This window comes from Brasilonema sennae CENA114 (assembly GCF_006968745.1).
In the GTDB taxonomy this organism is placed as follows: domain Bacteria; phylum Cyanobacteriota; class Cyanobacteriia; order Cyanobacteriales; family Nostocaceae; genus Brasilonema; species Brasilonema sennae.
Window position 1 is genome coordinate 3,034,619 of sequence record NZ_CP030118.1, and the last position, 13,713, is coordinate 3,048,331.

Genomic DNA, 13,713 nt, shown 5'->3' on the forward strand with positions numbered 1-13,713 from the left:
AAAATAACAATTGTATACAGTATGTTGACTAGTCATAGGGAAAATAGTACTTTTTGAAGTTTATAGATATGTGTTTTCATTTACTTCCAAACTAATAAAACACCGAAATTTTTTTGAATTCTTGAACTATAAAAATTAAATATTTTATGAAGATGGGCGCAAATGAGTAGAAAAGAAAAAGATTGCTTGATATCAAGCCTATTAAAAGCTCTAGCAGCACAAGGCGGAATTCAATCCGGGATTGCGTCCCGCCGCGCTAACAAAATTCGCTGCATGCGGCACGCTGCTAACACATTCAAAACGAATACAGCGTAAGCGTTTTATTGATTTGGAATGGGTGCTTTATCAGTTACCAGTTACCAGTTACCAGTTACCAGTTAAGTAGCTCAACATAATTAAATGTAAAATGTCATTGCGAATGGAACGAAGTGAAACGCAAGCGCAAAGCGCACGCTAAGATCGAAAGCACAGCGTGTCCCTTTGGGACTCAGCAATCGCAGTATTTCTATTTTAAGTTTTTTTAGGTTGACCTACTTACCAGTTATCACTGTTCATGGTTCATTGTTTACTGTTAACTGTTCATTGTTCACTGTTCACTGATTTAAGCCATAGCCTCCGCCTTTTTTAATTCTTTATCCCGCCGTCTAGGTACTTCATAAGTCATAAAATCATATGCCATATTAGTATTGGGAAAAATAGCACGAGCTTCCTCAAGTAAATCTTTTAACTCTATTTCATTTCCGGGGGCATACCGAGGACTAAAATGTGTCATGATGAGTCGATTTACCCCAGCAGCTAAAGCAGTTTGTGCTGCCATTGTGGTTGTGGAATGTAACCGTTGAAAAGCCATTTCTGCATCTTGATGGGCGAATGTCGCCTCATGAATTAACACATCTGCATCCTGTGCCAATTCGACTGCACCGTCACAATAAAGTGTATCTGTACAATAGGCAATTTTGCGTCCAATTTCTGTCGGTCCACACAGTTCTTTACCGTCAATCACCCGTCCATCTGCAAGGGTTACGACTTCACCACGTTTGAGTTGACCGTAAATGCGACCGGGTGGAATTTCCAATGTTTTGGCTTTCTCTACATCAAAACGTCCTGGTCGGTCTTTCTCTAAAACACGGTAGCCAAAACTAGTAACGCGATGATGCAAAAAACCACAGCTTACAATGAATTCATCATCTTCGTAAATCACGCCTGGACGTACGGCATGAACTTTGACCGGATAAGAAAAGTGGGTGTGGGAGTAGCGCGAGGCGGCTTGTAGGTAGTCATTTAATCCGGGTGGGCCATAGATATCAACGCGTTGTACATTTCCTGCTAAGCCACAACTGGCGAGAAGACCCATTAAGCCAAAAATATGATCGCCGTGCATATGGGTGATAAAAATTCGGGAGAGTTGGCTGACTCTAAGATCACTCCGCAAAATTTGATGCTGAGTTCCTTCACCACAGTCGAATAACCACATCTGAGCACGTTGTGGTAACCTCAGGGCGACACTGGAAACATTGCGCGATCGCGTAGGTACACCGGAACTCGTCCCTAGAAATGTTATCTCCACAGCCTTCTTTTGCCTTCCTCTTACTGCATTTGGCACTCTCTTTTCTATAGTACAGCGCGGCGTAAATAAACCACCCATTCCAAATAAACGAAACGCTTACGCCGTATGAATTTTGCGAAAAGTTTTGCGCCGGGAAACCCCTTCGGGTTCGCCAGTCGCCTGGCTGTCGGGAAACCCTCCCGCAGCGCTGGACTCACCGGACGCGCAAACTTTTCAAGACGAACTTTGAATTTTGAATGAGCGAATTCCGCGAAGCGGTAATAGTGGCATGGAAAATGCAAAAAACCTTACCCTGCCTCCAGCTTCCCTCACGCGCTTGCGCTACAACGGGGCGGCACGTTATGTTCCCCCGCTTGGTTGACGACCAAGCAACAGCAGAGTTGATGAAACGGTTTTATCGGGGGATGTTGCAGGAAAAGTTAACACCTGCGGCAGCTTTAAGACAAGCACAGGTGGAGATGTCGCAGATACCGCAGTGGAGTTCTCCTTATTATTGGGCGGCTTTTGTGCTTCAGGGTGACTGGGGTTTTGCAAGCTGGCGATCGCTCACTTTGTGTAGTTTTTACAAGAATAGCGATCGCTTGTGTAGTTTTTACAAGAATAGCGATCACTTTATCATTGATCGCTCACTTTGTGTAGTCTTTACAAGAGTAGCCATCGCTTTTTTGACGCCAGCCAAGATAATTCGCAAAGAGTGCCTTTGGGAAAAACAGGCGATCGTGTAAATTTGCCTTTGAGTTGTTGAGCAATATACTTAAACTGCCGCGTTCCTTGACCTTCTTCGTATGATTTCATACTTAGTCCGTTATCTTTAATCCTCAGGGTGTACCAGCCATTGTCATTTTCGTAAATCACCTCTAGACGGGTTAGTCCTAGGGCGTGTTTGCCGACATTGCACAAAGCTTCTTCCAGAAATCGGCACACACCTTGCTTTTGTTCGACACTCAAATGTCTATCTTCTATTGGCTCAAAGGTACGGACTTTGAACTTGAGAGTTTTAAAACAGGGAAAGTCTCGCTCTAAGGTATAGTTGTAAACTTGATAGAGAATGTCGTGAAGAGGGTTTTGTAAATTGAGTTCTATACCACTGCCAATATAAAGACTATTCTCTTGATTTCGCGGTTCTCGTTGCAAAAACTCATAGATGCCCCGTAGCTCATAGTTTAATTTCTCCAAATCTTTTTCAAGTTCGTAAAGTAATTCGTCTGGTGGCAAATCTTTCCCGTCTCTGACACGTCTCAAAGCTTTAGCCAGAGTTTGTAATGGTCCATTATGAATTGTTTCAAATGTGCGTTCAATTATTATTTGACGAGCATTAATTTTAGCTTGAAAAGTTTGGTTATATTGAAACAAAGCGGTGAGTGTTACACCATTTAAAGTCAACACTAGCATTGCTGGTATCACTGGAACCCAGCAACCCCAAATGAGTAGCAGCAAATAACTACTTCCTATAAGGTTAATGCTAGCAATACTAACAGCCAAAAGATTTATTAACGGATATTTAGTGAGTCTGGCGAAATAAATTCCTACTAAACCCCAACCTACAATCCAAATATATTCCCACTCTTTTGTCCATGCATTTATGAGTGGTCGTCCGTCAAGTACTGCACTGATAATCTGGGAAGTTTCATGAGCTTGAATTTCTACTCCATAAACTCGTCCTGGTGGGGTTTTGGTAGATGCAATTGTGGAAGTTGAGATCAGGTCTTTTACGCTAGAAGCAGTCATGCCAATAATGACAATGCGATCGCGTATCCACTCTGGCTTAAAGTTTCCCGTTTTGATATCATTCAGACTAACTGTTCTAAATCGCTCTCGACCGTTCTTAAAATTCAGTAAAACTTGAACCCCACCTGCATCTGCTTTGACATATCCCCCAGAGTTGGGTAAAAAGCGGGGTAACTCAGTGTTAGCAAATCTCATAGTATCGCGATCGCGTAAGCCATTCTCCAGGGCGATACCTTCATGGGTTAAATAAGTTTCTGATAAACGTAAAGACAAAGAAAATTTGTATCCTTTAGGCGTTGGCGTTGCCAGCAGGCTACGTCTGAGTTTACCGTCTGTATCCGTCATTTGATCCGCAAAACCAATTTGTTCAGAAGACAAATAGGGTGTTGGCTCGACTTTATCTGGTAAAACTTTTTCAATAGCAATCAAATTTCTCATGTCTTTGAATGCAGCAATCATCTCAGGGTTACCTGGAGGAACTGGCAAGTTTCTATACATATCAAGACCGATGACTCTGGGCTTGTACGTCTGCAACTTTACCAGTAGCGCTGCCAAGTCCCTATCTGGTACGGGATATTTTTTTATACTGCGGATATCATCTTCATTAATTCCCACAATCAGAATTCGTTCATCAATAGGTTCTGATGGACGCAGACGTAGAAAAGTATCAAAAGCTAGCCATTCCAAAGCTTGTAATGAACCAGTCAGACGGGCTATGATCACAAGCCCAATGATTAGAATTCCTGTTGATGCACCTAAGCGCCAAACAAAAATTTCCTCTTTAACTTTTTTCCACATGCTGGGATACATGAGCTTATTAAATTAATAATTCGTAATGGTTAACAGGGGAAACCTTGTTAACCATTACTGAGTATTAATTTCAATTCCGGAACTCATTAATATCTTTTTTAAAGAATAAATATAGATAAGTTATCAATCAATGAATCCTTCTTCTCTGGCTCGCATTTCAGTCTGAATTCGGATATTTTTTCCTTCTTCAGGATAAACGCCTAAAGCGTCTTGCAGTTTACTCCAGTAGTGACGTACCATCCGTTCTGAAACACACAGGCGTTCAGCGATCGCCTTATCTTGTAATCCTTCTTCAAATGCTAACCTCAGCACTTGCAGCCACTCTCGTTTAACTTCTAGTCCTACGAATGTTCCTTTAATATCTTTGGTATGAGTTAATCCCTGTAATGCCCAATCAACTCTAGTCAACATTTCCTTGCTAGAAAGACTTTTATCAGCAATTGTAAAGCCTCCTTTATGAGCATCAATTTCAGGTCTTATCCGCACGAGGGTTTTGACGTGAGCGCTTTGAACAACCAGATTCAGGGTAGGATAGTTTGTCATCAAATTTCTTAACAGTTGAAGACCTGTATCAGGTCGTGCTATCATCCCTAGGCTTTCTGGAATAGAAAGATCCATGACAACAAGATCAGGCTGCAAGCTATTCACTACATTTAGAACAGTTTCAGCAGTTTGAGCAGTGATAATTTCAGCATCTGGGTACTTAGTGTTAAGTACCCAGATTGTTCCCCCCAAAACAGATTCATGGTCATCAACCACAAGAATTTTTAATAATGCTTGCTCTATTAAAGCTTGAGTCATCATCAACATCCTCACAATATAGTAGGGAGTAGGGAGCACCCGAGCGCTTAACGCTTAACAGACGTGTGAAAGTCTGGTGATTTCCGTATTTTCTCGTTAGTTTATGTCCTAATCTACGTGGCAACTGCTATAACTATAAAACTGGTACTGACCAGCAGAAGTACCAAGCAACGCTGTTACTATTACTTTGACGAAAAGTTTTTCCTGATGTTAAGAATCGAAAAGTTTCACAAAGATAACTTAATTCTGGTAGATTAGAAGAAAAGGTAAGTGCAGATACATCTGGATAAGTAATTTTAACCATAAGTTGACCAAGATTTTCCACTTGTTTCAAGCTAATATAAATAGATAACTCAGTCAGAACTTCTGGCAGAGTTATTTCTAGTAACTCTTCTAAGGTTCTTAAAACTATCAGACTGGTTTCGGCTGACTCATGTCGCCAACTCTTAGGCATCTCTATATCAAAATAGAGGTGAGGATGGGAGTGTACCCACGGTTCAATTGTGGACTCAATCGCCAATGGCAAGCTATCTTGAAGGTATGCCGGGAACAAGCGATCGCTCAATTGTGCTAAGGAGAGATGAAAACTATTAGTCTTAGTTAAGCATTCTTGAGTTTGGGAGAATGATAACCCCTGATTTTCTACTGGTAAAAGTTCTAGGCTGCGGCGTATAGTGAAAAATTCTTGTAGTAAATTGTCCCGAATAATCTCTGCTTCTAGAAAAAGTTTCAGAGACTGCCTACAAGACCACCACTGCAAGGCATGTTGAGTTCTATAATAAGACCTGACAAACCAAATGAAAATCATGATGCAGACAACGACAAGTATAATTTGCATACATAGTAAGCAGACCACGGGTGACCACTGTAATTATTGATTGTCCTAGTTTAAGACACAAAACCTAGATAAGACATTGTATATTTATGCCTACTTAATTGTTTAAAGATACCATTTTTATTTCCGAAAAATTCATCAAAGAAATACGTCTGTTGTAAATACACTTGACTTAACCAGAAAAAGAAAGTCAGAAAAAGTACTTTTTCTGACTTCACCTTACCTACTGAGCATCTCATAAATCTGTTATTAGCCTCGCTTTTCTCAGCAAGAATTGCAGGGCTGTTTCTTCTTTGGAAATAATATCAGCTTTGGCATCCATTCCTGCTTGGATAGAGCATTGATGCTGATGTTGACCAAATTTTCGCGCCTGGGGTTTAACTGTAGCTTCAAAATAGCCAACAGCAGGCGTTGTTCCAGTTGTGCTACCTGTATTGTTAGCTTGAGGTGTCATTGCGTCTGGAGAAATGGCGCTGACAACACCATTGAGAGTACCATAATCAGGGTAGGGACAAGCATCAACTCGCAGTTGTACTTTTTGACCAACTTCGACTTTTTTAATATCAGCAGCAGAGACCATTGTTTTGATGACCAGTGGAGCATTCTGAGGAACAATTTCAGCAATAGCTTCGCCCGGTCGTACTACCTGACCAGGGTTTCGTAAGTTTAGCTTGAGAATTGTTCCGTCACTTGTTGCACGAACAATGCTACTTTTTAATTGAGTATCAAGTTGTTGAATTTCTTTTTGAGATTGGTTGAGTTGACTTTGCACTTCAACTTGTCGCTGCTTTAAAGCTTCTCTTTCTCTTCTCAAAGTGGCAATAGTTGATTCACCTTTGGCAGTTTCTTGGGCAATACGTTCAGAGGCAATCTTAATCATTGCTGTACTGGGATTGAGTGCAGCTTCGGCTGATTTTACCCTAGCTTTAGCAATGTCAACAGCTTTTTGTTCACCCTCTAATATTGCTTTTACCTGCTCAACAGCGAGTTTTTTCTGTTCAAATTCACGCCGAGCGATCGCTCCGATTTCTGAAAGCTGTTTGTATCGATCGCGATCTACTTTAGCAAACTCTAAATCAGCATGAGCTTTGTGCACATCCGTCTGTGCTTTTTCAAAACTTGCTTGTGCTACTAGCAATTCGTTTGTTGTTGTAATTTGACGCTCTTGATACTCCCGTTGATTGCGTTCCAAATCTGCTTTAGCAGAAGCAACTGTTCTGTCTATAACTCTCTTTTCAGCGAGAATCTGAACTTCTAAACTCTTGATTTGGGCATACATTTGAATGAGTTGTAACCTACCTTGTTCGAGATTACCTTGCAACTGGCTCTTTTTGATGAGTAGTTGCTCATCATCAAGGCGGGCGATCGCATCTCCCTGCTTAACAAGCTGATTTTCTTTGACAAAGATACTTTTAACAGTACCTTCCATTTCCGGCTGCACCAGTCGGGTGTCTCCCACAGGACGCACAGTTGCTGGAGCTTTCACCGTAACATTGTATTTCACCCATGAAGATACGCCAATTGCAGTACCAACAGTCCCAACAAGAAACATTCCAGCCATTGATGTCCACGGACTAATAGGGGGAAGAAACTCGTCAGTTTGAATACTAGGGAGGAGTTTTTGATTGTGACCGTAGAGCATATATTATCACCAGTTATCAGTTATCAGTGAGCCAGCGCGAATGACGGCTTTCCCGACCTAGGCGACTGCGTAAGCGCAAGCGCACGCGGCTTGGGCGTAAGCGCAAGCGCACGCTAAGAGCGAACGCGTAAGCGTGTCCCTTTGGGACTTACAAAGTAGCGTCTGTGCAGGAGATACCCGAAGGGTTATCAGTTATCAGTCCTCAGTTATCAGTTAGGAGTTTTCACTGTTCACTGTTCACTGTTCACTGATTTCAAGAGTGGTTAGCACAACAACTAAGAATCCCTATTCTCAGATCTTGCACCATACTTTTCGTCCGCCAAGAAATTTATTTCTTCGCTTAAAGTCCAAGTCCGTTAAAACGGGCTGGATAAGTTTTTCAGGAGGCACTGCGTTGGGAAGGACAGTGCCGTGGGCGGGTTTCCCGACAGTCGCGCACCTGTCCGTTGAGCCAGTACTTGATGAGGGTTTCCCGACAGAGGTATCTGGTGAGAGAGACAGCGCTGGACTCACCGTAAGGCGTGGCCGTTCCCACTAGGGCGTCCGGGTTTCCCGACTTGTTCGCATGATTGCGTCTCCCCTTGGGAGAAGCATGTGCCGTTCCGTTTTAACGGACTTGCGTTATTAGCCTTGAACTTTAGTTCAAGGCGTATCAGCCGGAGGTGCAAGATCTGAGTATTCCGCATTTCAAGGAATTAAAAAATCCATATGATCCCCTGATTTTGAATGTAACTCCTCCAAAGAACCTTGAAGTTTCAACTTACCCTGATCCAACAGGACAATCCAATCAGCGCGATTAACTATCTTAGGACGGTGGGTAATCAAAATTGTCGTTTTACCGCGACGGTGCTCAAACAATCTATCTAGCACCTGTGCTTCACTCACTGGGTCGAGTCCAGAAGTAGATTCATCTAAAATCAGGATTGGTGGATCTGTGACAATGGCTCGTGCGATCGCCAATCGTTGACGTTGTCCACCTGAAATATTTGCGCCAAATTCCCCTAAAATAGTTTGATATTTGTCAGGAAGTCTACTAATAAAATCATCAGCATGAGCAATTTCACAAGCTCTGACAATCTGCTCAAAAGTAACGTAGGGCGTTCCTAGGCGAAAGTTTTCTACAATAGAACGGCTCCAAAAGTGAGCATCTTGGGGAACAAGAATCACCTGCTGACGTAGACAATCAAGAGAAAGATCATTCAGGTTATAAATTCCAATGCGGATATTGCCAGATTCCAGTGGATATAAACCAGCAATCACTTTAGCTAAAGAACTTTTACCACAACCAGACTTACCGATGAGGGCGATAACTTTACCACCGGGAATTGTTAGTGAAAAGTCCTGTAGCAAGTCAAGCCGACCAGCATAGTGAAAGTTCACATCTGTACAAACAATGTCAGCATCTCCAGGAAGATTAGCGAAAGGTCTTTTCCCATCGCCTTTATTTTCTGGAGTGGTGTCTATAACTTCGGTTAAGCGTTGAGTTGCCGTTTTCGCACGAGTAAATTCATCGACAAAACTAATCAAACTACCAATAAACCCGAGAAAATTACCATTCATCGAGTTAAAGGCAAAGAGTTGTCCAATACTCAAGTTTTCCGCTGGGTTAATTACTAAATTTCCACCGCACCAGAGCAAGACAACACTGCCAATAGCAGAAACTAAGCTAGAAAAGGTATGATTGATAATGCTTATCTGAATTGTGCGTAATGTCAAGCTAGCAAGACGACCAAATCTACTTTGGAACTCATCCCAAAATTGCGGTGTTGCTGTCGTCGTTTTGAGGGTCAGTGCGCCTTTAAAAGTTTCTACTAAAACGCCTTGTGTTTCTGCTTCTGTGACTAAAAGTTCACGAGTTTTTTGCTGCAAAGTCGGCTGGAATATGATTGTAGAGATTGACATGACTACAGCAAACAACACAGCCACCAATGTCAGTTTCCAGCTATAAAAAAGCATGAAAGCAAAAGAAACCAGCGCAATAAAAAATTGGCTGGGTAAACCAACAACGATTTGAGCAACTAACTGATTAATCTGGTCAATATCCCGCAGACGGCTAACGATTTCTCCACTGCGACGAGATTCATAATAAGAAAGAGGTAAGTGCAGAATAGATCTTCCAAATTCCAGAACTAACCCTAATTGCAAACGTTGGGCAAAGTGAGCGATTAAATGAGACTGGACATAAGAAAGGCTGCTGGAAATAAAATGCATCACAACCACACAAATTGCTACAGTTGTGAGCAGCTTGGTGTCACCGCGAACCAGTACATCATCAGTAAGAATTTGCAGCAGAAAAGGCGAAGCTAAAGAGAGTAGTCCCAAGATGAGGTTTAAGGGGAACGCTTGCGCCAGAATTGAGCGAAAAGTCCAAACGCGCTTAAAAAAACGCCAAAACCCACCAACTTGATCATTTTCTTGAGCAAAAAAGCGTATTGGATCTGGTTCCAATAACAGCATCAACCAATCTGTCCAATTCTCTGCTAAATCTTGTTTAGAGAGATAACGGATACCTACAGCAGGATCAGCGACAACACATTTTCTGCCTTTCTTACCATATAGTACAACCCAATGATTTCCCTTCCAGTGAATAATTGCTGGAAGGGGTGCTTCTTTTATCCGATCTAACAATTCTGGAGAAGTTTTGACTGGACGAGCATTAAACCCAAGTGTTTCTGCACCTCGCCTCAGCCCCAATAAAGTTGTACCTAATTGTCCAGTACCTACGGCTTCACGGATATGATTTACAGTAAAAGTACGTCCATAATGTTTGGCTATTGAAGCTAAACAAGCTGCACCGCAGTCTTCCTCACTATGCTGTCGAATAAACTGGTATTTCATCGGCAAATCACCCAAAAGAATAAAACCTAGAGGTGTGGTTCATCTTTTGATCTCAGTTAATGCGTGTATATATTACAGTTTTTAAACTAAAGAAAAAACACAGAATCCAGCAGTCAGTAGTCAGAATCAGAAACTCATTACAAAAGTCGAATGACTCTCGCTGACGCTGTCAAATTCCCTAATTTTCTAGAGATGCATTCTGTGTTTTGCGCTCTTGTTAACTACCTGGCTGATACTATCATCAAGAGTGCAAAAGAGTGTAAAGCAAGAAAGATAAGAAATTATTACCACTCAAACCTCTTGATCTACGGCTGCGTCCACTACCCATAAACAAAGAACCAATTGCGAGAGTAGTTTGTGAATACATATATCCACTTTGATCTGAGAGGGAAGCGCCACTCTGCAAAGCATTAAAGCCGCTATTTGCAAAACTTCTTACGTTTGTCCTTTGAAAGAAAAAATCGCGTAACTCAAATGATGAACGTGAACGTCCACCTGATACAACCTCCTGTTCTTGCTCAGACAACTCTGTTAGCAATTCACAATTCTTAGATGTGATATCGTTAGACATACTCTTACCTTTCTGATTTGGCAGTCCGTGTACTTTACAATAGTATAAGGATTAGACAAATCTTTTCGTTCTACAAAACCGACCTGGTAGTAATAATAAAGAGTGGTAGAGAGGTGAGAAATTGCCTCTCTACTATTGCTCTCAATCTAGCTGATAGCTAATAGTAGCTAACTCATCTAGACAAAGCTACCCAATTCTTCGCTTAAGAAAGAAATTCAGTCTACCGAATTAGATCGTTACTTTCAGCTCACTTATACCAAGGCTAGCAAGTTGTTGGAAGGCTGTCTGAGACGCTGTTGCAGCACCACCAGGACCTGCAGCAGTTCCTACTTGTCTAATTGCAGCTAAGGCATTAAATTGGCTGAGATCTTTAGTCAAGGCATCCAGACTTTGACCACCAGCGACAACTTCTTGCTCTTCAGCGGACAAATTGATGAATAGTTGAGACATTGTTGGAAACCTCTTAATTGCTTTTGTATTGTTGATGAACTTCTGTGTTGTCGTTGATTATTGCCTCTTTTGGGCTACTCAACTTCTCGCTTAACGAATCAATCTATTGAATTAGATCTTTACTGTAAGCTCACTTATACCAAGGCTAGCAAGTTGTTGGAAGGCTGTCTGAGACGCTGTTGCAGCGCCACCAGGACCTGCAGCAGTTCCTACTTGTCTAATTGCAGCCAAGGCATTAAATTGGCTGAGGTCTTTAGTTAAGGCATCCAGACCTTGACCACCAGCTACGATTTCTTGTTGCTCTGCGGATAAATCGGTAAATAGTTGAGACATGGTTGAAAACCTCTTAAGTTTATGTTGACTTGTCGCTCGTCGTTGATTGCCTCTTTTTGGCTGTTCAACTCCTCGCTTGATTAATACGATATATGCAAGCAACTAACTGAGTCATTCCCTTTTTATGCAAACTTAAGTACCAAATTTGGAAAGAGGAATTACACAATTCTGAAGCGCGGCATTTCCGAAAAATACATAAGAATGTGTGATTTTAGCTAACACAAGTAACCACAAAAGGTTGATAAAGATATTGTAAATGATTAAGCTCAAAATAAACTTTTAAAATTACTGCTACTTTGATAAAGATATTGTAAATTATTAAGCAACAAAACAATACTAAGTTGCGTTGAGATGACACACAAACCCTCACCGCAACCCCTACCTTAAGCTGTGCATACAGGGATTTCGGGCTTCTGTGACAAATCAGCGCACTTGGGATAGATTCGGCACTTATGCAAACAAATGAAAGAAATCAAGTTTTTGGCTTGTGTTAAATTCCTCAGCGACACCTCAACGTTTGTAAGGATAGCTCAAATCTTGCGCCATACTTATAGCAGTCGCCAACTCTATTAGGACATATAACAGGGAACAGGGTTGAAAATTTAGTGATGTCCGTATTTTATTATTAGTTCATGTCCTAATCTACCTGGCAACGGCTATATCGTCTGCCAAGAAATAAATTTCTTGGCTCAAAGTTCAAGTGAGTTAAAACTGACTGGGTAAGTCTTTTAGTCCGTTTTAACTCACTTGAATTATTAGCCTTGAACTTGAGTTCAAGGGGTACTATGGGTAAGGTGCAAGATCCGAGATAGGGCGGGTGGGGTTATCTGTCGCAAACATTTTTTGAATGGATATTAGTTACCTTTGGTGAAAGCCTTGCTATATAGGGATTATAGAATGTGTATCCTAAGCCCGCCCCATCAGTATCGATAAGCCCTTGGCTGATCGCATGTGGTATCGCGCAAAGCAACAGACGCTGCTAGGCGTATCGCCACCCACTACGAATAAAAGAAACACTCTTTCCCTGTTCCCTGTTCCCTGTGCATCTTCACAGTTAACCAGTGATAGTTTGATTATGGGAAACATGTCAGATTTTTTCAGAAAAACTTATTCTATAAATAAGCAAAAACCTTTATAGTAGAGCAATGAGTAACTTCCACCGTGGGCAATCACGTCGTGATACCTCAAAAGATATAAAGAAAGCGTCCTTTCTTAAGACACTGCAAGAACTTGGCGGAACTTTAGGTGAAGTCAGTTCTCAAATCAGTGAGGATATGGTTAGCGAGGTAACAAAGTTAAAGCGAGACATTGTCCAATCAGTTAAGTCAGCTACAGATTTTGGACAAGACGTGGTGCAATCTGCGATTGAACGAGGGAAAACAGCACAACAGGAAACACGTCAGTTTTTTGGAAACAAGCTGGAACAGAATCAAGAATCTCTCAGGAAGAAACTAGACGAGAACCAAACAGCAAAGGAAGCTGCTGCAAGGGCACATATCGAACTGATTGATCTAGATGCAGTTGAGAAATTTGTCACTCTTGTTTTAACAAAATTTCCCAACGCAACGCCTGAACAAATGACTCAGCGTCTGCTTCGCCGACAGCTTTTCCGTGTGAGCAGAACTTCTGTAGTCATGAGTGTTGTTCCGTCCAAAATGGCAGAGTCTGTCGGGGTTGATCATGTTGAAATTGCTCTGATCCAAGCTGAAATTATTTTTCAGATCGCAGTCGCTTACGGTTTTGAACTACAAATTCCAGAGTGTAAAAATGAAGCGTTTGCAATTCTTGATCGCGTACTGAGAGCCAATAGATTAGCCACAATCGGTTTAAGTGCAACACAAATCATTCCAGTTGCAGGAGGATTTATTAATACAGGAACTGATACTTATTTAGTTTATCAAATTGGAAATACGGCTCAGCAGTTCTATAAATCTTTAACTGAAGAAGAGGTTCCAGGCGAAACTTTAGAGGTTTTTATAGAAGAGACACAAAGGCGCTACAACCAACGTTTATGGTAGGAGGAAATTAATTGGATTGTAACGAATTGTATAAGATATCCGACTTCTTTAAAAAGTCGGATATTTGGCTTAACTTGACACAAATAACTCTAAGCTTACCCCACAAGATTTATCTTGCAC

Annotated in this window: 11 protein-coding genes; 2 read left to right on the forward strand and 9 right to left on the reverse strand. The window is 41.5% G+C overall.

Features of this window, described 5'->3' with window-relative positions; translation table 11 throughout:
- Window positions 1-601: 601 nt before the first annotated feature.
- Window positions 602-1,567 (reverse strand): ribonuclease Z, encoded by a 966-nt coding sequence (locus tag DP114_RS12925; RefSeq protein ID WP_171978181.1) that lies wholly within the window; start codon window positions 1,565-1,567, stop codon window positions 602-604.
- Between the two features lie 341 nt (window positions 1,568-1,908).
- Between DP114_RS12925 and DP114_RS34400 the strand changes: the two genes are divergently transcribed.
- Window positions 1,909-2,292, forward strand: a complete 384-nt coding sequence (locus DP114_RS34400) for a CHAT domain-containing protein (RefSeq protein WP_246163151.1) — start codon at window positions 1,909-1,911, stop codon at window positions 2,290-2,292.
- Here DP114_RS34400 and DP114_RS12935 read toward each other — a convergent pair.
- The 8 genes from DP114_RS12935 to DP114_RS12970 all read right to left on the reverse strand — a co-directional run bounded on the left by DP114_RS12935 (window position 2,210) and on the right by DP114_RS12970 (window position 11,575).
- Window positions 2,210-4,105 carry a CHASE2 domain-containing protein gene (locus tag DP114_RS12935; RefSeq protein WP_171976273.1) on the reverse strand — a complete coding sequence of 632 codons (1,896 nt, stop codon included), beginning with the start codon at window positions 4,103-4,105 and terminating at the stop codon, window positions 2,210-2,212. The genes DP114_RS34400 and DP114_RS12935 overlap by 83 nt on opposite strands.
- A gap of 123 nt (window positions 4,106-4,228) precedes the next feature.
- Window positions 4,229-4,906 carry a response regulator transcription factor gene (locus DP114_RS12940; protein ID WP_171978182.1) on the reverse strand — a complete coding sequence of 226 codons (678 nt, stop codon included), beginning with the start codon at window positions 4,904-4,906 and terminating at the stop codon, window positions 4,229-4,231.
- Between the two features lie 133 nt (window positions 4,907-5,039).
- The gene (locus tag DP114_RS12945; protein WP_246163153.1) at window positions 5,040-5,744 is read right to left on the reverse strand and encodes a hypothetical protein; all 705 of its coding nucleotides are present in this window, start codon (window positions 5,742-5,744) and stop codon (window positions 5,040-5,042) included.
- Between the two features lie 232 nt (window positions 5,745-5,976).
- Window positions 5,977-7,383, reverse strand: a complete 1,407-nt coding sequence (locus DP114_RS12950; RefSeq protein WP_171976274.1) for a putative HlyD family type I secretion protein — start codon at window positions 7,381-7,383, stop codon at window positions 5,977-5,979.
- 687 nt (window positions 7,384-8,070) lie between these two features.
- A complete protein-coding gene (locus DP114_RS12955) occupies window positions 8,071-10,221 on the reverse strand; it encodes a peptidase domain-containing ABC transporter (protein ID WP_171976275.1) in 2,151 nt (716 codons plus the stop codon).
- 241 nt (window positions 10,222-10,462) lie between these two features.
- Window positions 10,463-10,792 carry a CTB family bacteriocin gene (locus DP114_RS12960; protein WP_169264495.1) on the reverse strand — a complete coding sequence of 110 codons (330 nt, stop codon included), beginning with the start codon at window positions 10,790-10,792 and terminating at the stop codon, window positions 10,463-10,465.
- Between the two features lie 228 nt (window positions 10,793-11,020).
- Complete coding sequence (locus DP114_RS12965; protein WP_171976276.1) at window positions 11,021-11,242, reverse strand: CTB family bacteriocin; 222 nt, start codon at window positions 11,240-11,242, stop codon at window positions 11,021-11,023.
- Between the two features lie 111 nt (window positions 11,243-11,353).
- Window positions 11,354-11,575, reverse strand: a complete 222-nt coding sequence (locus DP114_RS12970; protein WP_171976277.1) for a CTB family bacteriocin — start codon at window positions 11,573-11,575, stop codon at window positions 11,354-11,356.
- Window positions 11,576-12,720: 1,145 nt separating this feature from the next.
- Here DP114_RS12970 and DP114_RS12975 point away from each other — a divergent pair.
- The gene (locus tag DP114_RS12975) at window positions 12,721-13,593 is read left to right on the forward strand and encodes a hypothetical protein (protein ID WP_171976278.1); all 873 of its coding nucleotides are present in this window, start codon (window positions 12,721-12,723) and stop codon (window positions 13,591-13,593) included.
- Window positions 13,594-13,713 lie beyond the last annotated feature (120 nt).